This is a genomic window from Spirosoma fluviale (assembly GCF_900230225.1).
Taxonomy (GTDB): Bacteria; Bacteroidota; Bacteroidia; order Cytophagales; family Spirosomataceae; genus Spirosoma; species Spirosoma fluviale.
Window position 1 is genome coordinate 793,355 of the sequence record NZ_OCNH01000003.1, and the last position, 26,028, is coordinate 819,382.

The following is a 26,028-nucleotide window of genomic DNA, read 5'->3' on the forward strand; positions in this document are numbered from 1 at the left end:
GCCGCAAGGCAAACACCTGTTATGGATTGCCTTACCCCACTGATTAGACCAGTGGGGTTTTTACATTTTTAAGCAATACCACCTGCTATAAGCTACTCTAGTATGTATAATCTTGTTTAGTGATTGTTAATATTAATTAAATGTAATATACCTAATTGGCAGAGTATTAATTCCTAGTTAGTTGATTGGTTAGAAAAAGTTATTAATTTTGACTGCGCGAAAAATTACTCAAGCGCATCTGATTCTCCAGACTCGATAGCCCAAAAAAGTAATTTATCCACAATACAGATACATATCGCCATCCGAACGCTGGTAACCGCGTCCCGATTAATCAAGCCAGTATCACCTGCCAATAGCGTTGATTCTTCACAGACTATCTTTCCTGAAGCAGTAGTTTATGTTTGATAAATGAGTGAATAGCCTGAAGGAAACCCCTTACGGCTACCAGGTAATAAGTCTCCTCGGTTAGCATTGGGATGAATGAGTAAAAAAACGGTGTTACTAGCTGGTTAAGCTGACCTTACTTTTTATGGACATTCCTATACAGACTGTATACATAACAGGCCTTGCCCCATTGTCGTCTGCCCGGCGTAACTTGTTCTTTTTTACACCGGTATATAATGAACATGGAAAACTGGTTGATTTAGCATGCCATACCGCTACGCCATCAACCCCCGGAGGTGTCTGCCTAACCGACTGGATCTCCCCACTAGCCGGGACTATGCTCGATCCGTTATGGCCGTTGCTGGAGAGTGGTACCGTTTGCCGTCTGGCTTATAAACTGGTTTCAGGCAAGCCGTGCCTACTCCTCATTACACCAATGGATGGTGGATATCTGGTTGAATTACTGGCTGGTAAGCCGGTCGATGCCACCCCGGTTAACCTTGAACCGGCAAACGCGCCCGGTGAGACGTGTGAGTGGGCTTCTGCTCGCCCCCGGTCTTTCTTTGTATCGAAACAGGCCTCTTCATCCGATACGGTAAACCAATTACTGGAGGCCATCGTGGCTAATACGCCCGTTGGGCTGGCACTCTTACGGCCTGTTTGGCAGGAGGGGTATATAACAGACTTTAGCTACCTGTGGACCAATCCGGCTCATGCGGCTATGATTGGTTATAGTATTATCCAGTTGGCAGGTAAGCGCTTTAAAGCGTTACACCCTTCGGCCACCAATGCCGGTCTTTTTGACCGATTGGCCCATGTGGTGCAGACCGGAGAGACACTGCATTACCATAAGCAGGTTCAACATGACGGTATTAACCTGTGGGGAGAGTTTACGATCGTTCGGGTGGGCGAGCACGTGCTGTTTACCGTCATGGACATTTCGCCCCTGATGGAGACCAAAGAGCTACTGCGTCAAAAAAACGCTCAGTTGGAAAAAGGTATTGCCGAACAGACAAAACAGGTTCAGCAGCTGTCTACGCTGCAAAACGCCATTCTCAGGCATGCTGGTCAGGCAATTATCTCCACTGATCAGGCCGGTATTGTGCAAACGGTTAATCAGGCTACCGAAACGCTGCTGGGATTTCCGGCCAGTGAGCTTATGGGTAAGGTTGCCCGGTTAAAGGCTGAAATTACCCAAAGTTGGTATCCGGTCATTACCTTTTGCCCGTATGACGCTGACGAATCGTATAACTTCTTTTCGCAGCCTGTTGTGGTTGAGAAGGGATACGTACAGCAGGAATGCTTGCTGACGACCAGGAATGGTCGTCTGGTTCCGGTTCTGTTGACGGTTAGCCGCCTGGAGGATGAGGACGGATCAACCCTGGGTTACATGGGTGTTGCCACTGATATTTCGGCCCTGAAGCTGGCGGAAGCCAGACTGCGTCAGAAAAATCAGATACTGGATACCTTTTTCGCCGGTGCGCTCGATATGCACTGTATTGCTGATCGAAAGGGTTTTCTGCTGGAAGTGAACCACGCCTTTCAGGAGGTGATGGCGTATTCGGCCGGTGAACTCAGAACGCTGCCGCTTCTGCAACTGATTCATCCTGATGAACAGGCGTTTGTGGCTAAAGAAGTAGTCAAGAAGAGTCAGCAGCAACCGGTTCGCAATCAGATCAACCGGTGGCGTCGTAAAGATGGTACGTACCGGGTCATCGAATGGAGTGCCATTGGCATTGAGGGAATACTCTATGGTTCGGCCCGGGATATTACCGACCGGCAACTGGCTGAAGACCAATTGCACCAGCTGCATGAACGGCTGCAGCTAGCCACGCAGGCGGCCGGACAGGGCATCTGGGAAAATAATTTAACCACCGGTGCGGTTATCTGGGATGAGCGCCTGTGGGAGTTACACGGGTTGCCGCTACCCATTCGGCCGTTGACTTATGCGGACTTTTTAGCTAGCATACATCCGGAAGATTTACCCGCTTTCATGGCGAAAAGCCATGCCAAACTCGCCGGTAGTGGAGAGACTATTAATAGCGTGTACCGGATCATTCGTCCAGACGGAGTGGTGCGCTACCTGGAAACGAACGGCCGTATTATTCGCGATTCGGCGGGGAAGCCCATCCGACTCATTGGGGTTGCCTGGGACGTAACCCGGCGAAAATTGGACGAGGAAAGCCTGCGGACCAGCGAACAACGCTATCGCTCGCTGGTCGATCACCTGGATACAATTGTCTTTCAAACCAATGAAGCAGGGCGGTGGGTTTATCTAAATCCGGCCTGGGAGGTCGTCACGGGGTTCTCCGTCAAAGAATCGCTGGGGGGCTTTTTCCTGGATTCGATAGTACCCGAAGACCATGCTGAAACCCGCTTGATGTTCGAACAAATTAAAGCAGGCCATCGGACGATTGTCAGGCATGTCATTCGCTACGTTCATAAAGGGGGCGGGTTTCGCTGGGTCGATGTAAATGCTCAGATAGTATGGGGCGAAGGTCGTGTATGGATGGGGGTAACCGGAACATTGACGGATATTACGGAGCGAAAAATGGCCGAAGAAGCAATTCTGGAAAGCGAACAGCGTTTTCGGGAGATTGCCGAAAATGTCGACGAGGTCTTCTGTATACTGGACAGCGAACAGCCCCGGTTTCTGTACGTTAACCCCGCTTTCGAGAAGTTTACCGGTGTATCCTCCCGGGCTATTTATCAGGATTCCTCTTTGTTCTTACCGCGTATTATAAAAGAAGATCGAACCCTGATTCAAACGATCTTCAAAGACTCTGTTTCGGGTAGTGAGCTAACATTCCGGGCGCGCCATCAGGACGGTAGCCTGCGTTGGTTACACGCCAGGGTGTTTGGGGTGACCAATGAGGCAGGTGTACTTATTCGCCGTATCGGCGTTGCTACCGATATAACGACGGCCATTGAAAAAGAGCAAATTCTGGAAGCTTCCCTGCAGAACGAACGAACGTTGAATACGCTTAAATCGCAGTTTATCACAACCGCTTCGCATGAGTTCAGAACCCCCCTGATGGCCATCAGTTCAAGCACTGAGCTGGTAAGGCACTATGTAGCTGGCGAAGATATCCCGTTGGTCCTGCCACTTATAAACAAACATCTCGCAGCCATTCTAACAAAAGTGGCTTCGTTGAATGAGTTGATCAGCGATACCCTGACACTGAGCAAGATAGAGCAGGGGCGAATAGACGTACAACTCGCCTATACCGATTTGGAAGCGCTCTGTAAGGCATTGATCGCATCTACTTTTTCGGAGAACAAGGATAAACGGCATATCGATGTCCAGCTTATAGGAAAGGCTGTGGAAGTGCTGGTGGATAAAAAGCTGATGCATCATATCCTGACCAATTTATTGATGAATGCCATCAAGTTTTCCACGAAACATGTAGGGCTAACCCTCACCTATAGCTCGACAGATGTGAAAATAGCGGTGAGCGACCAGGGTATTGGGATACCTAAAGAAGACCTGCCCCATTTATTTGATAAATTTTTCAGAGCCGGTAATGCCGTTAGTTATCAGGGGAGCGGTCTTGGTTTGGCCATTTGCCAGGAGTATACAAACCTGATGAACGGCCAGATCGATGTACTTAGTAAGGAAGGAGCAGGGACAACCATTACCATTACAATTCCGTATGCGTAATAGTAATATCGGCTCCTACGGTTAGCTACCTGATTTATTTATAAACCAGTGTTTTTACTTCCTGAAAGTAACGTGTCGAGGCATTCCACAATGTAGGAGCCAGATAGAGCGAAGCGACTACCATACCGGCCAATACTGTTTCCAGCGGATAAAAATAATAGTTACCGAACAGGGGATACGCGCTGATACCATTAAGATAGGAATTTAACGGAGAAAGTAATAAAATCAGGAGGATATGAAACGCGAATACCTCTAGTGAATTCTTGCCAAGATAAGCTAATGGTTTATACTGAAACCAGGTAGGTTTTTTTACCATCACCCAGCGAATAAGAATAAATACAGCAGCAATGTTAATCAACCGCAATGGGCGAAGATATTTTTTGTCGGCCCAAAATTTTATGTCATAATCAGTGATTTCGATCACGTGAATTGATAATAGAATTTTAATTGCCAATAGAGAAATAGCGACAATCAATGCACCCCATACGATATATGTTTTGTCAAGTAAAGCTCCCAGCTTTTTATTGTAGGCCATGTTGCCCAAAACAAGACCCACAACGAAAATAATCTGCCAGGAAAGCATGTTGAAAAATCCCGGATTCACCCATCGGCTCCAACTGTATCGGTAATGATTGATCAAAAGTAATTCGAACGTTCCAATTAGATACACAATCGACGATATCAGTAGTACGATAAGATAGCCTTTAGGGTGCTTTTGCAAATGGACAATAATCCAGGGCACAAACAGCAAAAAGACGGCATACATGGGTAGAATATCCATGTTTTGTGGCTGGTAGAGGAAAACCAGTGCCAGTATAGAGGCTCCGATTGGGTTTGCCAGCATGGTACCGTAGTGCGGTTCCCAGTGGTTTCGAACGAAGCCCAATGTCAGGACAGCTAGTAACGTAATGAAGAATACACCTATATGAAACTTATAAATAAGCCATGACCGATTTATGGCCGCATTACGGATTTCATTTCCTCCCTTTTTTAAAAACTTATTTGTGTAAACCAGCCCCACCGTGAAACCTGAAAGATATACAAAACCTGATGCACCTTCCACCCAACCGATTGATTCTCTGGTAAAACGGATGATTATGTTATTTTCTGATATAAAGTGGTTAACCGTTATTAATATCAATAAAAAACCTCTAAAAAAATCGATCTGATTGTTTCGTTCCATGATGGTTTGTTACGGAGCAGTAAATAAGTTAATGCCAAGCTGGGATTCCAGCTAAAATTTAACGAAAAGAAAAGAGACGTATCACCAGGATCAAGTAATAGGCTGGTGTTCTATTTTTCAAGTCGGATGCCGCGCTTTATTGCAGACGACAAAACGATTAACGTTGAAGTTATAGTACTATCTACAGGTATTGGATAAAAGAAGACCGGACGCTCAACCCAATAAAATGAGCCAGGTTTACCTGTGTAAAATAGTTATATATCGTATGACTGTATACTTCACAAAAGTACCACAAAAAACTTAGTTTACACCCAAAGAGTGTGCTTTGTACTAGTAAAGAATGACTATAAACTAGACTGAATTTACTGGAAGGTATGTCGTGAAAATAGGGTAGCTACTGGTCTTATATACTGCCTGTCTGCCAGGAGTCATAACGTAAAATAAACGTATAACTTCCGGCAGACAGGCAGCATGATAATGAACTTTATTTCTTTGTGTATACTCGTACCCAATCCACCTGCATAATGCCCTCACCAGCATTGAGGGGGATCTGGCTGGCTGTTGGGGCGTAAAAGAAATCGCCACCTACAGCCTGATTCAACGTAAGTTTTTCAAGCTTTCCGGCAAGATTAGACACGTAGCCTCCGGTTTTGGTGTCAATCACCTTGCCATCGAGCATAAATGTAAGTGCCTTTCTGGTCCAGATAAGTTCATAGACGTGCCAGCAGTCGGTCAGGCTGGTTGACGTTGTCAGGAAGGTGCCCCCGTTTGTGACCAGATTCTGGTCGCCCTGAGTGCCATATACATAGTTTGTCTGATATTTGTTAGGCTCATTGCCGCGCGCTTCGAGAATGTCGATCTCACCATTAGTCGGCCAGTAGTCACCATAGGACCAGAAAGCAGGCCACATGCCATAGCCACTGGGTAGCTTTATGCGCGCTACCATCCGTACCTGACCATTAGGGCCAACAGGCGTAAACATAGGTTTCGACTCAATCCGGGCCGATGTGAAGTCGAAGTTTTTTAGCGTGTTATCGACATCCTGCCGGTATTTAGGCCCTGTTACCTGCTCCTTCACGGCTTTAATCTGGAGTAGGCTATTCGCCGTATTGTTGGGGTCCTGGGTAACGGTCAGGTTAGTAGGGCTGGCCGTATACATTTGTAGCTCCGTATTGAAAGACCCTCCAACCCAGACGTTCCAGTTGGTATTCGCCGGATTATTGGGACTCACGTTAAAGTTGTCTTCAAAAGTTTTTGTCCAGCCGGCAGCTGTCAGACTTGATTCAGTAGCGGCTGTGTAATCGTACCCGCATATACTCGTTACAGAAACCATATTATCGACAGTAGCCACAGCCGCTTTACGAGCACGAGCATTGGCTGAAGAACCCGTTGAACTTTGTTCAGGTTGTACGGATTCAGAATTTTGAGCACATCCGACAAACAACAAGGCAGATAGCGCACAGGATACCAACATAGGTACACAGTTGTAGTAAGGTAAAAATTTCATATTAGATCATATTAGATATTAAATCAGGTTAAAGAACTGAATTTTCTATTTCATAAACTATGACTAGTATTTATTAAGCGGATAACAAATACCATGTTTACCTATTTTTTGTTTAATGACGCATTAGTACTCTAAATCTAGTGTTTTAGTATAAATTAGATAAATAACATATGTGTACATCGACCAGTTTATTGGGGTCGTTTAGTAGCTATAGGGAAAGAGTTGATAATAAGTTATATAGATAGGTAAAGTGCCTGATGAGTTGTTTTTATTACACTTAATTTCTGATCTATTTTCTCGAATAAATACAATAAAGGCATGGAGCAGTACGTTCTGTACCGTTTAATAAAAGAAATTCATTAATAACAAAGAAACTTTCGACGTTTGGTAGTCTGGTAACATTTTATGGATGTTATATCACTTTTCCCTCCTTGGCGTATTCCCGCATGATGGCTTCTTCCAATCGCTTTCGATCAAGTTTGGGCGACTGATCAGCCAGTAGTTCAATGGCGCAGTAATGAGCCACATTGACAATGCTGGCACCCGTGAGTTCGTACCGGCTGGCCACCTGATGCCAGTCGATGTCGGCGGCAATTGGCATCTGCGTCGGGAAGGTACGCTGCCAGATGGCCTGCCGCTCTTCGGTACGGGGAATGGGGAAGTAAACAATGGTTTGAAAACGCCGGATAAAAGCGTCGTCGATATTGCCCCGCTGGTTGGTGGCCAGAATAACCAGCCCATTGTAACTTTCGATGCGCTGGAGCAGGTACGCCACCTCCTGATTGGCGTATTTGTCGTGCGCATCGCGGATGTCGGTTCGTTTGCCGAACAGGGCGTCGGCCTCATCGAAGAAAAGAATCCAGTTTTTGTGCTCCGCTTTGTCGAACAACCGCGACAGGTTTTTCTCGGTCTCGCCAATGTATTTGGACACCACCCGCGAGAGGTCGATTCGGAAAACATCCTTACCCGTTTGCTTGCCCAGCAGCGTAACCGTGAGGGTTTTGCCGGTGCCGGGAGGGCCGTAGAACAGGGCGCGGTAGCCGGGTTTGATTTTCTTTTTCATGCCCCACGTATGTTGTACAGTATGGGTATGGGTAATCCAGTGTTCAATTTCCTGAATCTGCCGTAAAGTCGTTGGGTGCAACACCAGATCGTCCCAGTCCATGCCGGTTTCGATATACTCGGCCGGAAACTCCATACTGAACTGCGGCCGGCTGCCGATGCCGGTGGTCAGTTGTTCAACAGCATCGGGGTCGAGCAGGAGTTGGCCGCTCATGAACGGTTCACCTGCCGGTACACTGTCGACCCGGAGGAGTCGTTTCCAGACAAAGTTGGGATCGTTGCTCAGCAGCCGCTGGATGGCGAGCCGTTTGGCGAGATCGTTACCCGCCAGAACGAACTGGGCGGTTTCGCCGGTGGGCAACATACCCCGGTGATTCTGACCTTTCACGCCCCCAAACTCGGGCAGGTCGCCCCCCTCGGGGTAGTGTTCGGCAATGATCTGGTTGAAGAAGTGGGGATGAACATGCGGGGCCAGCGCCAGCAGCAGCAGAATGTACTCGTCGAAGCCAGGCTGGTGCTGGTTGATAAACGCCGAAAAGGGCGAGTCGTCCTGATAATAAGCGGTGCCGCTAACGTCCTCTGCCTCTACCTTGCCCGAATGCACCTTTAGTCGGCTCACGATCACAGCGCGGAGGTAGGAGAATGCGGTAGTGAGGTTATCGGCGTTGGTCATGGGGTGGTGTCTGTGGGGATATACAGAGAACTATTATCTCGTGTATCGAGGTGGAGATATGGGCTACTGGCACGTTAAAAGATAATAGCCTGCGGTGAGCATTCTTTGCCGACTAGGCTACCTGAACATCTTCGGTGTTCTTTTTTTCCAGTAGTCGGTTCCTTTGATTAACGTGTTTTTAAACTTTATATCAGTAGAAAGAAAATGCTTTTCTCGTGCTTCCACAACTCCTCGGGTTGCCAGTAAAAATTCCAGGTAGGTTTCAAAATTCGATACTCGACTCTGGTCCCAAATGGAATTGGCTTCACTAAGTAAAATAACCTTTGGTTCATTCTGCCCGGGCTGAAAAACAAATGCCATATATGAGTCAAGACTAAACAGGTCAAGAGGCCTTAAAAGATCGATAAACTCCTTTCGTTTGAGTGTATGATTGTTAAACATTACGGTCGGGGGCTGGTCTTCGAAAGTGGGTTCCACACCCACCCAATTACATTTTTTGACTGACTCGTAAAGCGAAACTAAGTTGATCCGGGCGAAAGCTTGATTCTCTGATTCGGCAATGCTGATTTCGTAATCATTGCTCATCTTTTGTAAGCGCTTTGTTTTTTCTGCATCGAGGAATGGATCAATTCGCCACCGTAGATAGAGCCCGTCGGCCTCCCGGTAGAATTTCTTGATTGGGTCAGTAAGCGGTACTTTCAAGGCTTCTTCAACTTCTTTTACTTGTGTTTCAGAAATAGGAGGATTTGCCCGGTATTCCACAATTTCCAGGAAGTTATTCTTTTCAATTTCCCGCACCATAGACTCGAATCGATGTAGGTAAGTCATAACTGAGTGAGCGATTTAGTAACTCCTTCAGGCTGGCGTTTCCAGCCCTTTAAACCATGCATAAACAGCTAACTTTTGAGGTCCTTTGGCGTATGTTAACAAGATGCTTCGTAATGCAGCAGCATCGCCGGTTTCCTTATGCATACCTGCCTTCGCAGCGGATGTATCAATAACCACTTTTTCGATTTTAGTAGCGGGTGGTAATCCTCGTAAGGCCGGTCCCATTTCCAGAAATCCCATCGTTTTATTCATACTGCCGTCGGTAAGCGATATATTCGCCGAGGCATCCTTACCGCCTACTTGCAGATCAACCTGGTGATCAGGATCCAGATTAGCCAGCATAGCCATAGCCTGGGCCTGTTGGCCAGGATTAGTTATTTCGGCCAATATAAACAGTCGTACCTTTTCCTTGAATGCTTTTTCGGCTCCTTTTCGCAGGGTTTTGGTCGATCTTTTCCTACCAGTTTTTGGATCAACTGCTAGCGTAGCCAGCTTTCCGGCGTCAGCCGCTGCCTGAAGTGCATTGGCTTTATTCAAAAATTCATCCAATGGCCAGCTTGGGTCATAAATTAACTTAAGTCTAAGCTGACCGGCATACTGGTAAACTTTAGCCGGGTTTATTTCTGCTTTTACTTCAATTCCATTCGAACCATCTGTAACGTCTAACTTTTTGAATTTATACTTGGTTTTTAGTGGAGCAATATCAGTCTGTAGCTGCTCCTTGGTATGTTTAGCCTGCTTAGCATTGTTGACAGCAGTACCAACGGCGGCAAATGCTTCCGTGTAATCATCCTTGTCTTTCTTACCCCCCAGCTTCTTCAGCATATTCCCCAGCCACGCCACGATCTTGTCCAGTCCTTTGTCGATTGGCTGCCGGATTTTCTTGATTATTCCGACCAGCTTCTCCGGAATGTTGCCTAATCCGGCAAACTTGGCCAGGAAGGCAATAATAACGGTGAGCGTACTGGCCATCGTTTTCTCCACTTTTTTGGCCGCCCCCTCGACCTGCCCCGACGCAATGGCCGATATGGAGTCGATGAATGACGCTACCACGGCGGCAATCTGGTTGATCTTCTGTATGAAGAAGGTAACCGTGTTGTAAATGGCCAGAATTGCCTGGATAATGGCTCCCGCCGGGTTGATCATGCTCACCAGTTTTGCCACGGCGGCTTTCACTACCTCTGTGGTGATCATCTGCGTAACCTGCGAAATCATCTGATCTTTCAGCTCCGTCAGCTCGGTCTTGATCTGTTCCCAGGCCGCTGCCGGACCGTCTTTTACGAGCGTGACCAGTACACCCGCCGTTTTCTCAAGCCCAACCAGCACGGGTTCGGGAATGATCTTCACCAGCTTGCCCCGGATATTCTGCCACGTTAGCCCTAGCACCGACAACACCAGTTTCACAACCTCGATCAAACTGAACGACTTGGGAATGTACACGCCCGCTTCGCCCAGCGGTCCGGTAATCCATTTGATGAGGGCCGTTTTCAGGTGGTCGACAATGTTGGACGCAAAGAGCTGAAAGCCCATTTTGCCCGCCCGTACCAGGTTATTGACAAAGCCAATCGGGTTTTTCAGAATGGTGGTAAAGGCGGCCCGCGCCTTGGCGATGTACGGCATCACGCCGGGAGCCACCACTGAGAAGAGGATCTCCAGCAGGCTGATAACCTGGTTGAGCGCCCAGCTGAAAAACTCACCCGCAATGCTGGCAAACGAGCCGACAATTTTGGTGAACGCCCCAGCAACAGAAATGATGTCCTGAAAGGTAAGGGACGTCAGCGTGTCGATAATTCGGCGGGGAATGGTGCGGGCAAAGTTCAGCAAGCCGCCCAGTGCGCCCTGGAACCACGCCCAGGCACGGGCCACAGCATTGCCTTTCTTGATGTTTTCCCAGATTTCCTCCTGCCCGATCAGTTTCATGAACCCGCCAATGAGGGTATCGGCGGTGCGCGGAACGGCTTCACCCGTGATGGGGTCTACGCCAAGCAGGGCTTTGAGCAGGTCGTAGCCGCGTGTTCCCTCGGCCAAAGCCGCCAGGGGCTTCAAAATGGCATCTTTAACCATTTTGAGGATCTCGGAAACAACGCTGCCCGCAAAGGAAATGAGCCGCCCAATGGGGTCGGTGAAGATGCGCTTGGCCCGCTCCCAAACCCCGCCGAGATCAAAAATATCCGACCAGCTCAGCGAGTTGATGAAGCTTTTCAGCCCGGAGATGATCTCGCTGCCGATGTCGCCCAGGATGGCCAGCTTCTGCTCGATCCAGGCTCCCGCTTTGGCAAATACGCCGTGGTTGTCGAGGGCCTGCGTAATGAGGTGGCCACCCGGTACCAGTTCCACCAGTGCCCGCAGAATATTGGCCGCACTCCGGTCGGTAGACCGCATGTTGATGGGATTGAAACCCAGCACGATGGTCAGCATCCGGAAGCCGGGGATGTTATAGGCTTTATCCGCAAAATAATCCAGCGCATCCTGTACGCCCAGCCGCTGCACGGGTGGGGGAGTGGCCGTCGTGGCCACCTGCGGACTGCGTTGCACGGCATGGCCCTGCTGCACGGTATGGGTTAGCTCGTGGGCCAGCAGTTGTTTGCCTTCGCTGGTACCGGGCTGGTACTGATCGCGGGAGAAAAAAATGTGATTCTGGTAGGTGAAGGCCCGCGCACTAAGCTGGTTGCTCAACCCTGCCGATTCGGCATTGGTGTGAATACGGACATTGCTGAAATCGGCACCAAAGCGGGGTTCCATAAACGTTCGCACGTCGTTGGATAACGGTTGCCCACCGGAAGTTTGCTGCTGAATGGCCGTCTGGACGTCGGAGGTGACGGCTGGCGTACCATCGCCGGTTTTCTTTTCGCCCTTGTTACTCTCTTTTTTCTGGATTTTATCGTCCTGAGCCGGGGCCTTTTGAATCTTATCTTCTTCCTTTTTCTGAAGCTTTTCTTCCGGGGCGGGGGCCTTCTGGATTTTATCGTCTTTCAGCTCGGCCTTTTGAATTTTCTCTTCGGGAAGGGCAGCTTTCTGAAGCTTGTCGTCTTCTTTTTTCTGGAGCTTATCGTCGGTTTGCCGTTGCAGCTTCTCGTCTTTTCCGGTGATGGTGGGTGCCGACATGGGCGCGGGCATCCGCATTACTTTATCGGCCGTTTTGTCGGCTTCCTGTTCAAACGAGTCGCCGGGCTTATTCACCGTCAGTTTCATCTGAACGGCGGGCGCTGGAGTTTGCCGGGCGGGCTCAAAAAAATCACCACCACCCGCTTTGGCAAAAAAAGGCTGGCTGCTCGTCTGCGTAGCAGGCGATGGTGTGGTGGTGGTCGATTTTTCCGAACTCGTTTTCATCAATAAGTCAGATCATACGTTTAGCCGATACGTCAACGCCACGCTACATGAAGCAGCCGGTCCATCCAGGGGAGTTGCACCATGGATATGCCCCAGGGTAGCTGATCCAGTAAAATATCGTAAGGCTGCGATTCGACCTGGAGCAACCAGTCGCCATCCGGGCGGAGGGTGAGTTTGCCGGGACGGATGAGAAAGGTGCCGCGCAGGGCATCGGGCGAGGTATTGCGCAGGGCTTCCCAGTGGTGGACAACGGCTTCGAGGAGACCATCTGCTTCCTCCCGTTCATTTGGCGTTAAGATCACATCGGCCTCCACGGGCGTTTCGAACGGGACGTTACACAGCAGTTTGGGGAACAGCAGTTCATGCTCCGGCGCTACGAACTGGCCGGTGGTCAGAAAGTGCAGGAGACACAAGGCCCGCTCCGGTTTCTGCAATTGTCCATCGGCAGCGATGCCCAGGGCGGTAAAAAACTGTACCAGAAAAGGATGCAGCAAGATCAAACCGGCATTGTCGATGTACATGCCTTCGCGGGTTTCGAACGGCCGGGGTAGCGCCGGGGTGTAATTGACTATCTTCTGTATCGCTGTATGCTGTTCAGGGACCAAACCATCAAGATTTCGTTCGGTCGTGTTTGGTTCCGGCGGTCTGGTTGGGCGAGAGGTGGGTTGCGTTACACCCGGCCAGTACTGTTCCAGCACACGGGCCAGTTCGTCCGATGCCGACTCAGGCGTGGCCAGCCAGGTTTCCCGGACGAGCAGATACCCCGAAATGAGGGTATCTGCCGCGGCATGGGTAAAGGCCGTTTCCCAAAGCCCTCGTTCAAAAAGAGCCATGGTAGTGGGCCGGGGATACACTTCATTCAGCATGTTCAGCAGTGAGGTCGTGGTCGCTTCGCCTACCGGGGTAAGCCGGGCCAGTAATTCGGTCAAGAAAACATCCGAAAACTGCCGGGTAAGTCGCTGCCGAATGAAGACTGCGCTCAGAACCGACCGGACTGCCTGATTGAATAGGGACTGATTTGTCTCTGATTCCGGTTCGGTCTGCCAGGCGTCAAACAGGGTCTCTTCGAGCGTTTTGTCGGGCGGGAGCCGGAAAGACCAGGGCAGGGTACCGGTTGTTAGAAAATGAATGAACGCGTCAAAAACCGTTTGTCGGTTCGTTTTTCGGGCGACGACGCTCACTGGCTGTGCCTGTGTCTGTCCGGCTGGCGGAGTTTGTACCCGAAGAGCCTGTTCCAGCGCCTGTTCGACCAGCCCGGTTATGTCCTGTTCCAGTCGGTCGAGGTTCAGCGCACCGGCATCAATGTCGAGCCGGTCGATAATCAAATGCCCATCCAACGGCGCACAGCGGTCCAGCACCCGCTCAATGGCGGGAATCAGCCAGTGCTGGCACACATCCGAGAGCTGGCGCTGGAGGGCCATTCCATCGGATTCGGTGCCGTTCAGGTCGACGTGCAGATACTGTTGCCGGATGATGTGGGTCATGATAACTGGATCTGGCTATCGAGAATATTGAAACAGCCTTTGGTCGTAATGGCGGTCAGTCGAACGGGCAAGTCGGCTCGTCGCAACTGAATGCCATCAATTTTCTCGCCCAGGTAGACAGGCTCAGCGGCCAGGGGTACATCCCAAATCCAGCCCAGAATGTCACGAGGATCCATGTTGGCGACCTGACCCGCAAATGCGGCATTGATCAGCAATCGATTACTGGTAGCGCGTCTTCCGACAGTTCGGGATTCAAGAACGGGTTTGGGGCCGTCGCATTCGGGTTTATAGTCCGTTTTGAGACACTGGTTTCGTTCTGCGTAGTTGAAAGCAGGTATATGTGCTATTTTGTCCGTCTTCTGGTTCGTCAGAATCACCCCGTCGAAGGGAGCGCCCGTCACGTCAGGTTCGTTGGTGTAACGGATGTTCAGGTCATATTGCTGTTCGGAGATGTCTATTGAGTAATTGAACTCAAGCATAAACGTGTCGCATACGAAATGCTCGATCATCATCACTCCAAAAGGATCATCGGCAGATGGTTTGTAGGTGAGTACAAGCCGTCTTTTGCCCAACTCGCCGAGATCATTGGTCAATGTTTCATTGATGATGCTGTTCAGCTTTTTGATGATTCCGCCAATCGTATCCTGGAATTTTGTGTTCAGCGAATCGGCGGGTTGCTGAAGTAATTCCTTCGTATCCGGGAGTTCATAGCCTTTTCCATTAAACCGGAACTGAATGAGTGATTGCTGTTTGAAGTCGTTGTATCGGGGGAAATCGGTCACGGGTTGAACCCACAAGCGATACGCACTCCGCCGGGATTGCCCATCGCAGGGCAGATCACAGCAGGTGTGGTTTGTGGTCAGCTTGGCAGGCTCGCATTTGCTGGAATCCCTGACGACAACGGTAGTTTCCTGACCACTCGGAACCGGATCGGTAACGAAGACAAGATCATTGAATTCCAGTTCGTCGGTAGCGCGTTTGTAGAAGTAGGGCGGTGTGCCACCAGAAACACGCACGACAGCCCGGTAGGTCCCAGCCTCGCAGCGGTAGTCCGTTTCGCCCACAGACAGCGTCAGTACGGCCGGTACGTTGATGGTTTGCGGGGGAGCCGCTTCACCCACCGAATCGGTAACGAGCAGGGTGTGTGGCCCAACGGTCAGAGAGAAAGGATTCTTGACGGCCACGGCAGCCCCCTGGTCGATCTGCACCTGATACGGTTTTTTGCCCCCCGTCGGCGTAATCGTTACGGGCGCTACGTTATTGGGCGTCGTACAGGCTATCTCAACCGTAAAGGCGAGTGGCGGCAGGCACGATTTCTGAAGGACTTTTGTAGCCTCGCATCCCTGGCTATCCGTTATTTTGATCGTCGTCTCCACGTCGCCGGGCAGTACTTCGCTGGTGTACTGGTTGGTGTTGGTGATCGTGCCTTTTTCGGCTTTATATGGTGCTTTTCCGCCTTTTATGGTAAGCGTAGCCGTGTAGGTATTGCCTCCGGCAAGGCAGGTGTAGGTCGGCTCGTCGAGAACTAGTTGCTTTTCGATCTTGATCGTCTGCGGTTCCGATTCGGTCGTTTCGGCATCCTGAATGCTGATTTTTCGCGAGCCAACCGACAGCGACAAGACCCCATCGAGCGGTTTATACCCTTCGTCATCGACCTTAACGCTATACGGGGGCACGCCACCCTGTGGTTTCAGCGTTACCTCCGCCTTGTCGTTAGCTTTGGTACAACCCACCGTGTAGGTAAACGAGGGTTTAACTTTGGGAAGCACAAACTGCACCGGCGTACCGCCCCCGCTGAAGAGATAAGGCAGGTAGAAATCGGCGATGACGGTTCCATCCGCCAGCTCATTAACGGCCTGGTCGATGATCTTTTTGCCGGGATCTTCCTGACCTACCAGAATACCGGTAGATTGGGGCGGGATAATGCCAAACAGCGTACCCATTACAAACCGAACGTCTTCGTTATCCGTTAACGCCTGGTTTTTACTGATTCGTTTGAAGGCCTGTGCCAGCGGTTCATTCGTGGCCGGGTTGAAGGTCGCCGTTTCCTGAACATTGAAAACCGGAGTGAAAAACACAGGCTGGAGGAAATCCATCGTTACCGGAGCCGCCGTGCTGACCACGGGTTCCGGATCGTCGTGGTAGACGAGGATGAAGGTTCCGCCCAGCGGTACCCCGGCTTTGTGCTGAATACCGGGGTTGTTCTGTAAAAAATTACTTAAAAACTGCTTTTGTTTCAGTTCTTTCAGCCGCTTTTTGTATTCGTCGATGAGCGAGCGGATGGGCTCGAGTTTACAGGTAAACAGTATCTGGTCGAACTGGTCGATCAGGTCTTCTTTGGGCAGGAATTGCTCCAGGTTTTTGGGGACGTCACTGGCCTCCAGCGTACGGAAGTAACGGGCCAGCTCGATTAAATCCTGGTATTTGTTCTGGAAGTCGGTAAACTTGAGCTGGTCTAAACTTGCGGGCAGGATTTCGGCCAGTTTAGACAGGTAATAGACCGCCACAACGCGCGGCTGGAACTCCGGTGCTGGTGCCGTAGTACCGATAAAAAGGCCGCAATACACCGTCAGAATGGTACCGGCGTTGATGTTGTTCTGATCGACATCAATATACGGGATGGCTTGGAGCTGCGCCCGGTATTTCTCGTACCACGCCCCCAGCGAACCGGTTTTATAGCTGTAGTTAGGTGCGTATTGTTTGAGCAGGGGCAACTGGGGCTTTCCGCCGGGGTCCTTTCCATTTATCGGCTGATCGTAAAATGTACGGGCACCTTCGGCCAGCGACGACAGCAACTCCTCCCGGAAGGCATCGTATACGGCCTCCAGATCCTGAAAACGGGCTTTTTCTTTGGTCAGATCAACGGGCATGGTCTCGTCGAAAGCACCAGTACGCAGGGCAATCACGTCGATGGGAAGCCGGTACTGCGTTTTTAGGGACAAGAGCGTGGTTAGCACCGACTGGTAACTTTTGCCCAGATGCCCTTCGATCCGCAGGAAATTATACGGCTCCAGATCGTACCGCAGCGGGTTGGTCACAAAGGTCGGAGCCGCCGGTACGTATTCGGCAGCACGGTAACTGAGGTTCTGATTGGCGCGGTTTCGGCGGGTTTTTTCCGGATTCCAGAGCTGGAACAGGGGTGTAGTGCCCGTTTGCTGGTAATAATACGGAATGGCTTTCTCCGACAGCGGAGCATCCGACAACTTGCTGGGGGTAATCCTGATCTGGGTGTCGGTGGGCGAGCCGGTCGATAGAGCCGGTAAGGGCGGGGTAGGGGTGAACCGCTCGATCATGGTCGCCAGTCGACGGAACAGCAGCCGCAATTCCTGCTCCCGTTCTTCGCAGCCGCTTACCGCCGATGAGGATTTGAAGCCGTGCCGATAAACGCCCGCATTGGCCGCCGGGTACAGCAGTCCGACCATCAGATGCCGGGGAAACAGCCCTTCAGGCGGGCAGCAGGCGCACATAAGCTCCAGCCCTTTTCGGCAGAACTCATCGTATCCGCGAATCAGGTCGTCGAAGAAGTCGTAATAATATTGCAGGAAGCGCACCTGCCCGGTGCTGGCCGGTACCTGCTCCAAAAAGCCGAATTTGGCGTTGAAACCCACGGATGGGTCGGGAATAGTCTGCAATACCGGCTTGAAGGCCGTATAGGCGGCAGCGAGTGCCTTGCTGAAAGTAGTGACAATTTTATCCGTTTTAAAGACGGCCTGAAACGCAGCCAGTACGTCATTGGACGTTGCCGGACTGGTGTTGGGCACGTCGTAACGCGGCAACCGCAGGTCGGGCAGATTCAGGCGGGCCAGCAGGGCCGTTTCCAGTTCGGCGGCCGTAACGGTGGTGTTAAGTTGATTCTCCTTCGCAATGAGTTTGATCAAATACTTCTGCTGAATCAGCATCGGGCGCAGGCTGATGTTGATCTCGGCTCCTTTGTCGTCACAGTTATTGGGGCTGCAATTGCGCAGTTTGGCGTTTTTTAGCTCCAGAAAAAGCACCAGTGCCTTGTCTTTCAGGAAATTGGCGGGCGAGTCCAGCGGTTTTACATTGGGCTCGTCTTTCGGAAACAGCTCCCACACATCGTACTGGGTGTTGAGCGCCGGGTCGAGGTCGACGGGGTTCGTGTTTTTGAACAGCGGATACGCCAGGTCTTCGGTTACTTTTCGGTAGGAGACAAGCTCCAAATCCTGCTGCTGCACCATCAGGTATCCCGCCGAGGTAATGCCGCAGCCCTTCGACAGTCGGATGGTTTTCAACACCTCATCGTAGCTAAGGTCGAACCCGCATACGATACCAATGCCAATCAGGTTAGCCCGCGTGAGTCGTTCCTGTTCGTCTAAATAGATAAAGAGCTGGTTCAGGTGTTCGTTGGTAAGTACCTGATTCGCTTCAAATACCGGATATTTTTCTTGAGTCGCTTGCATAGCAAATAGCGGTTATAGCCATTTAGAGAAACAGGTTATTGTTTTTTGGTGGGGTAATTGCCGAGGGCGGTGCTGCCCAGCCGAACGGGGTTCTGGTCACTGCCATCGTCGCAGTCGTGCAGGGTGGCTCCCGGATACGTATTCCTGAGTTTACTGAGCCTATCCACCACCACCCGGAGCCGATAGGAGACCTCCACATAGGTCGCGTAACGCGCAGTTAGGAAGGCCTTTACCGTTTTCAGCGTATCGGCCGAAAAGGTGAAATTGGTGCAGAGCGTCAGCGGGGCAGGCTTGTCGGGGTCGAACTTGGTAAAGTCAAGGGCCTTAATATCGACGCCTGCTTTGACGTTAGCTTCCATCCAGGTATAGAAATTCATGCCGTAGGTGGTCAGAATAGCCGTGGCGCACTGGCACAGTTTCGCCTGTTGATCAGCCAGCGGAACCAGCGTTTTTTCGACGTTCGTGCTCAGGATGCCTTCCACCCGTTCCTGTAGCTGCTGCTCCGTCCAGTCGATGGCGGCATTGGCCTGTAGCCAGGCTTGCCAGGCATCCTCAAACCGTTCGAACTGCAAACCCGAAAAGGCGATTTGTACAAAGTGGGTCACCATAATGGACTGTACACTAACCCATAAGGCAGCATCGAGCACCGTGGTGCAGGAGACGTCGGCAGGCTTTAGCCGGGTAGAAAACTCTTTCTCCAGGGCCGTTTGCAGGGCATCAGGGTGGAAATACGTCAGGGTTTTGTCGGCATACCAGCTTTTGAACGCAAGACTGAATTTGGTGTACAGCGCCAGAGCACAGGTACAGGCTTCGTCCGGGCTGGGGCGCACATCGGTGGTGGTTTTGCCTTTTTCTTCGAGTAACTCTGCCAGTTGGGCAACAACCGGGTCGCAGGGGTTTTCGATAAACCCATCGTTGCTCACCCAGCAAATTTTGCCCAGCAGATGAGCGGGTGTTTCCTGCTGAATGGTGCGGTTGGCGAACCGGCGCATATCGAGGTTTTTGCTGAAGGGCGCCGTCCAGCCGGGCATCACGTAGGTGAGCCGGAAGGAGTAGGGGTCTTCGTCGCCACAGGTGCCGCAGTCACCATCGGCGCAGGCGGGGTACAGGGCATCGCCGGGGAACTTGGGGCGCAGCAGCAAATGCTCGACCACCAGCGCCCGTTCGTTGCTGCTCCAGCCCAGAAATTCATCGACGATGGCCTTCGCGTCGGTTTCGGTATCGAACAAAGTGGGGTAGGTACCGAGCAGATCGCCGTTATCGGCCCTGACGTTGAGCCGGAATTTCCCCTGTTCGGCTACAATCTCGTACGAATCGGGCTGGATCATCTGCTCCAGGATCTCCCCGATCTGTTCAAATGCCTTGTAACGGGCGGTTTCTTCGTCGGCCTCGCTCACCGCCACCGTCAACGTACCGGTGAGCCATACCGTTGCGGTTTCATCGACCGTATTCGTTTTATAGGGAGTATCGGTCAGCGTGTAGCTGGTAACGGTGTAGGGGCCTGACCCGCTGAGGTTGATTGTAAACGTTAAGTTGGGATAGCCCAAGAGCAGACTGATCCGACGTTTCAGCCCCGATGCGTTGGCCGGGTTGTTCTGGTTTTTCTGGTAATTGAACGCCTTCCCGCGGTCGTGGCTGATGGTCGGGTAGGCTTTCAGAAACGAGATTTTATCGTCGATCAGGCGTTTTTGGGCGATGTGCTGCCCTTCCAGCGTGGTGAGCATGAGCGCGTACTCGCTGAACTGCTCCCCAAACCGGGCCAGCAGGTGATCCAGAAACCGGTTGCGACGTTCCTCAAATTCGGGTCCCGACTCGACCAACTCCTGCAATACATCGGACGTTAAACTCGCGCTGACGATGTCTGTGTAACCCTCAATAGCCGTCTTGTCGAACAGTCGGCCATAATACGTTTTATTGATACTTGACTCAAGCGAAAACAGCTTCCCGGAATGCGCCACCTGCGAGAGCGTATTGCCCAGCAGTTGCTCAAAAACCATCAGATACGCTTTCAGTTGTTTGGCCTGTGCCCGGCGTTGGGGCGTAGCAGTCGAGGGTAGCCCTTCCGGCCCAATGCCGTACGTCATCGGGAAGCTGTACTGAACCGGGAAGTACGCTTCCGGATTGCGAAATTTCCCCACTGGCGCGGGCAGGTCGTTGGTGATTTTATCCGGCGTCGGCTTGATTTTTGGCCGTTCGGCTTCCCCCCGCAACTGCGTAAGCGTGTCCAGGGCTTCGTCCATGCGGGGCCGAAACGGCAGCCCATTTTTGTAGAACAGGAATTGCGACTGGTTGTAATACAGTCGGGGCTGGTGCAGGGTGCTCACCCAAAGCTGCCACTTGGCGCTAAACCGGTTGGGGTCAAAGATCAGACCCGTATCGGTTTGAACGGGGTCAGCCGCACCTTTTATGATATTTCCTTCCGCATCGTATTTGGAGAGCAGGAGTTCATTGACGGCAATGACGCCCTTAATGTCCATCAGCCGGTTGATGATGTCCGACGTACGCAGCACGGTTTTCAGGCCAGCCGCCTGTAACTCATCGGCCTTGATGAAGCCATTTTCGAGGGCTGGCCCGTTAAAAATACCCTCTACCGGCTGCTTGGCGTCGAGGAGTTCCTGTAAGCTGTAAAAGGGAACCGGCGGGTTGAAATAGCGGTCGATTTCGAACCAGATTTGCGCTTGAATACGCTCGATGTCGGCATCGGGAGCCACTTCCACGTCGGCACAAACAGCTACATCTTCCACGTCGACCACCTTGATCTGGCAGTAATCCTCATCCAGATTCCGGTAGTTGTGGAGCGTTGTTTTGGCGATAGCTATGGCTTCACCGGCTTTGCGCAGTTTCTGCCGATACCGCTGGATGCTCCCCAAAACAGAGGTCTCTTCGAGCATGTCGGTTAGCCTGAACTGGTCGGCCACAACGGGGTCGCCCGGCTGTTTTTTAACGATGGTCCGACCTTTAGCGTCCGTTCCGCCATACAGCCGGAGGGCCGCATTGGGAATGACGAGCGGGGCACCGGTGTCGAACGTAATTTCGAACGAGACGTAAAACACATCGCGCCAGTACCGTTGAAGGATAGCCGTTGTGGTAAATGTCGTTTCCGGTTTCGTGCGCGAAATTTTGAGCACCTTGATCTTGGTAATCTTTCGGGCAAACTCGTTTGTCGCGCTATCAAACTCCGTAAAGCGGGCGTAGGCCGATTGGTCGGCTAGTGCCAGTGCAGGAAAACGCAGTTCGAGTTTGAGGGAAACCGGCTTGCTGTCGGCATCGAACACCACCTGCGTCGTTTCGAGTTTGCGGTCGTTGAGGTCGCCCAGTTCGGGGTCGGCTTCCAGTTCGAGCAGCACTTCGTACAATCCCCTGGGGTCTACTTTTACGGGTTTCAGCAGCGAATTGGTTGGCTTTTTGTACGAAAGCATCAACTGACCGGCCTCACACCAGGCGTAATAATGCAGTTCGCAGGCGCACTCTTTACAGAATACCCACGCATTCCGGACCCGGTCGAGGTCGATCAGCAGACGGCGGAAATCGTCGGGGGTAACGGGGTTGACGGTCAGGATGTCACGCGCCGTAAAGAATGCCTGATCTGCATAGGGCCTAAGCGGTTTTGTGGGCATCGTTGCCGGAGGGGGCGATGCCAGCAGGTCTTTTATATCCCAGCCAATGCGGTAGGCCAGGTCGGTGAAGGCGTAGCAGAGGGCTTCGAGAATGGTGATGCCGGGGTCGTGGATGTTGTAATCCGTCCAGAGGTGGCTTCCCATCTGCTCGATAAAGCCAATCCCTTCCCGGCGGAGACGGTAGAAGTCTTCGGCGGCTTTCAGCACGGGCTGCTTGGGGATGGGAGCGAGTTTCTGAATCATGCTTCGCAGGGACATTGTTCGGCGGATGGGGCGTCCTCCGTTGGGTTGATGGCAGAAATGGTATGGAGTTTGGCCGGTACGGAGACCAGAATGGAGATAGCTTTCGACCCTTCTACTTCCTGCTTGTCCTCCGCTCCCGGCACATCGTTTATGTCGTGGAAGAGCTGGAAGTCAGTAACATAATCGACGTAGGGCTGTTCTTCCACGAAATTGATGAGTACCGATTTGTATATCTTGCCACCGAACGAAGGCCCTTCGCCCCCGGCAAACGCCCAGGGCGACAGAAAGCGGGTGATGGCTTCCTGTAATCGACCGATGTAGAACGTTTCGTCGTAGCCGTCAAAAAGTCGAACCCGGAAGCTGACCCGGACGCCTTCGAACTGCGGATTTTTGACGTGCAGCTTCACGAAACACGAAAGCCGGGCTTTCAAAAAAGCGTCGATTTCGGTCAGCAGCCCCAGACTGGTGTACGGCTTGAGCGGGTCGCGCTGGTTCTGAAATTGCTGATTCGGGATGGTGACAAGCGTGACGTGGCCGGGCGCCAGTTCTTTGTAAATACCCGGCTCGTAATGCGTGTGGTTCAGGCATTTCGCTTTGTAAATCTGCGGGAAGGCCTCCAGCACCAGCCGCTCGTAATCCCAGAGCGCGATGCCCCGGTCTTTGTGCCGCAGCCGTTCGCTGATCCGGTTATAAAATGATTCGGAGGTTTCCGGCCCCCGCCCGCCGAACGTCTCGAAAGGCTGCTCCACTTTTTTGACGGCGGAATCGGGCTGGTCGAGCTTGTTGATCGTACCGGCGGGGAGTACCGTGGCCGGAAACGCCGGGTCGTTGTCGCGGTCGGCAAACGTAACCCGTGCGGCCTGGGCGGCTACGGCCAATAGGCGGCAGGCTCCCTCGCTGGCATCGGCTACGGCTACCCGAATCCAGTGCCGCCCGGTAGGCAGAAGGGTATTCGTGGCGGTTGCCTCGGCGGGAATGGCCAGCGTAACGATGCCCGAGCGGGTGAAGTCGTTGGTAGTATCGCTCAGGGAGTCGGCGGGGAAATCGACCCAGTTGTTTTTGTACAGGTAACTCCAGTGGAGCTGCGTTTTTACCGAGTTCGGGTCGGCTGTGCCGTCGGCGACCTGGATCAACAGCGACAGGCTCCGGGGCGGCAGCAACCCGCTGAGGCCGATGTAAAATTCCGCTTCGTGCAACTGACTGACGCCCCCCCCGGCATGGCTGAACTGCGGGAGTAAGGTCGTCACTCCGTTGCCCGTTAGTTGCGGGTGCCGCTCGGCCATGCCGAAGGGCGACAGGTGGTAGAATTTAGCCCCGGATGCGTCTTTCGAACTGGTCGAGTTTAGCGGAATGGGCGCAGATGTGGCCGAATAGCCCAGATTGATGGCGGTAATTTCGGGGGCCTCCGGTACAGTGGGTAAGGCGGGTGTTTTTTCCTGGGCAAGTTCAGAAAAGTAAGTCGCCAGCGCCGTTTGCCAGGCCGCGTACCCAAAATCGCCGTTGGCCGAAATTTTAAGGAAACCCGTTACCGACGCATTCGTTAGAAAATCATTCGGACTGTAGTCTATCGGAGCTGCACCAGCGGTTGGAATAGTTAGAGCGGTTGTGCTGCCGTTTACGTAAATCGAACTGGCCAGGGTGCTCCAGACGGCTTTGCTGAGGTAAGCGGCCGATAAAGAAGGGGTGGCTTTAAACGTTCCCCGCCAGTTAAAGCTGATTTTGACACTGGCATTGGCTTTCTGGAAAATCTCTTTACTGCCGATGATAAACGCCGAGCCTGCCTTCGGGTTTGGCCCGAAGGGCTGAAACGGTTTCGAACTATCCACCGGGCCAAAGTCGCTGCTGACCGCCGGTGATTTTATGCCCGGCTTCGTAAGATTGCCGCTGCTATCGAGCCCGGCCGAGACCGAGATCGTGCAACTTTCAACCTGAGCCGCTTCCAGTTCGGCGTAATCATACAACTGATCGACCGCGTGGTCGAGCACCACCTTCATAATGGGGTGCCCGGTCTGGAAATCGCCCCCGTGCAGGCTGGCGACATACGGCAGAATGGCCGGGGCATCGGCTTCCAGTTCGATGAACAGGGTGGCCGTTTTGGTATTCGGTACCGTAAGGCTCGTTTTAACGGGGTGCCAGCCTTTTTCGGTTGTCAGATAGACTGTAACGGACGCATTGGCGCTGACGGTTTGGGTTAGCTGAACATTCAGGGTGATGCGCCGGTAGCCTTCCGTCAGATACAGGTAGTGGGAGGCCACTGCAAACCCCACCTCCGCTTTGGGCATTGGTATGCCGGTTAGTTTGCCGTCTTCGTAGGTTTTGTTGAAAAAAGGATGCCATGACCCATCCGCAGAGGTCAGTTTGGCCCCCTTCCCATCCTGCGAATTGGCGACTGGCGCGGCATAAAGTCGGCCAAGTTGCTTTGTGGCATTGCCCCCCTCGCCGGTAACGGCTTCGTCGTTGTGGCGGTACACGGTTTTGAGGTCGGTAATACGGGCGGCATTGGCCACAAGCGTCTGGTCATTCGCAAAAAAGACGTCTTTTTTCAACGCGTCCTTTCCGGCCTTGAGCAGTTCGCCTTCTGGCAACAGGTGCGATTCGACGTGTTTTGCCAGTTCCAGCAAAATGTGGGCGTGAGCGGGTTCGGCCGGTTTTTCGCGCAGCCGCAGAATATCGCGGTAGTAGAAATCGAGGTGGCGCGCGGTGAGCGTATTCGTCTCCTGCCTGACGTACTCCTGTAAACGCAGAAACGCCAGAAATAGGGCGTAGTGCGGGTCGTGGCTGTCCTGACTGGTGAGCGATGCTTCAAGAGCCGCTTTGGCATCGGCCACTACCCTGGCGTAGGCTTTCAGAAATTGGTCGAAAATGGACGTAAAAAGGGCGTGAGTAGCCAGGTGATTGGCTTTCTCAAAAACGCTGGTGCCTGTTCCATAAACCGACTTTTGCGCCGGAATGGCGTCCCGGTAGGTTTTCCAGTCGGCAGCCCCGTCCGTTATCCAGTCGGTCGACAGCCCGGTTTTGAAAATTGTACTGAAGATCAGCGTCGGGCCACCCAGCAGGGTAAAATCGGGCTGAACCTCTGCAATCAGATTTTTGGCGGGGTCAAGTTCTTCCTTCGAACCCGCTTTCAGGTTTGGTTTATAATAGGCAATCAACCGCCCGAATCCGGGAGCCAGCTGGCTTTTGATCAGGTTTTTTAGCGTGTTTTTAAGTGGCGTACCGGCGGGGAGTTCTTTGCTGAGGGTGTCCAGTTGGCGGGCCAGTGTACCCAGGTAGCTGAACAGATAGCCGAGGTGGTTTTTCAGTTCGGCTTCGTTGGCCTGATTGGCCCGGTCGTTCAAAAAAGCCGACGTTTCCTTGATGCGGGTTTTGTAGGTGTCCACGTCCTGCACGGCGGCAACGGCCAACTGAACGGAGATGTCCTTCGAAAAGAACGGCTGCCAGTTGTCGACTGGTTCGTTGTTGTCGTTATAGTAGTTCAGGTAGCGGGCATAAGCCTGGGCGAACACCATTCCGTGCGCGGGGGTGCGCTCGTTCACCGGCGCGTAGGCAGGATCGAGCGCGGAGCTGTAACGCTGTTTCCGGCTGGTTCCTTCGCGGACGAGTTTCAACGGATCGATGTTCTGGGTACAGTCCAT

General features: G+C 52.1%; 10 protein-coding genes. 1 reads left to right on the top strand and 9 read right to left on the bottom strand.

What is annotated here, in order from left to right:
* Nucleotides 1-721 precede the first annotated feature (721 nt).
* Nucleotides 722-4,045 carry a PAS domain S-box protein gene (locus tag CRO74_RS19395; protein WP_179830249.1) on the top strand — a complete coding sequence of 1,108 codons (3,324 nt, stop codon included), beginning with the start codon at nt 722-724 and terminating at the stop codon, nt 4,043-4,045.
* 34 nt (nt 4,046-4,079) lie between these two features.
* Here the strand turns inward: CRO74_RS19395 and opgC are convergent, their stop codons facing one another.
* The 9 genes from opgC to CRO74_RS19440 all read right to left on the bottom strand — a co-directional run bounded on the left by opgC (nt 4,080) and on the right by CRO74_RS19440 (nt 26,028).
* Nucleotides 4,080-5,228 (bottom strand): OpgC domain-containing protein, encoded by a 1,149-nt coding sequence (gene opgC / locus CRO74_RS19400; protein ID WP_097128025.1) that lies wholly within the window; start codon nt 5,226-5,228, stop codon nt 4,080-4,082.
* A 484-nt stretch (nt 5,229-5,712) separates the two neighbouring features.
* Entirely contained in the window at nt 5,713-6,702 is a 990-nt protein-coding gene (locus CRO74_RS19405) for a glycoside hydrolase family 16 protein (RefSeq protein ID WP_245877914.1), read from the bottom strand.
* 445 nt (nt 6,703-7,147) lie between these two features.
* Nucleotides 7,148-8,470: an ATP-binding protein gene (locus CRO74_RS19410; protein WP_097128029.1), complete on the bottom strand. Its 1,323-nt coding sequence runs from the start codon at nt 8,468-8,470 to the stop codon at nt 7,148-7,150.
* Nucleotides 8,471-8,587: 117 nt separating this feature from the next.
* Nucleotides 8,588-9,298, bottom strand: a complete 711-nt coding sequence (locus tag CRO74_RS19415) for an SMI1/KNR4 family protein (RefSeq protein WP_144035954.1) — start codon at nt 9,296-9,298, stop codon at nt 8,588-8,590.
* A 27-nt stretch (nt 9,299-9,325) separates the two neighbouring features.
* Nucleotides 9,326-12,628: an eCIS core domain-containing protein gene (locus tag CRO74_RS19420; protein WP_097128032.1), complete on the bottom strand. Its 3,303-nt coding sequence runs from the start codon at nt 12,626-12,628 to the stop codon at nt 9,326-9,328.
* A 32-nt stretch (nt 12,629-12,660) separates the two neighbouring features.
* Complete coding sequence (locus CRO74_RS19425; RefSeq protein ID WP_097128033.1) at nt 12,661-14,112, bottom strand: contractile injection system tape measure protein; 1,452 nt, start codon at nt 14,110-14,112, stop codon at nt 12,661-12,663.
* On the bottom strand, nt 14,109-18,533 hold the full coding sequence (locus CRO74_RS19430) for a hypothetical protein (protein WP_097128035.1): 4,425 nt from the start codon (nt 18,531-18,533) through the stop codon (nt 14,109-14,111). Before CRO74_RS19430 ends, CRO74_RS19425 begins: the two co-directional genes overlap by 4 nt.
* A 35-nt stretch (nt 18,534-18,568) precedes the next feature.
* Nucleotides 18,569-22,408, bottom strand: coding sequence for a baseplate wedge protein (locus CRO74_RS19435; protein WP_218840229.1), 3,840 nt, complete (start codon nt 22,406-22,408; stop codon nt 18,569-18,571).
* Complete coding sequence (locus CRO74_RS19440; protein WP_097128037.1) at nt 22,390-26,028, bottom strand: baseplate J/gp47 family protein; 3,639 nt, start codon at nt 26,026-26,028, stop codon at nt 22,390-22,392. The genes CRO74_RS19435 and CRO74_RS19440 overlap by 19 nt, the downstream gene beginning before the upstream one ends.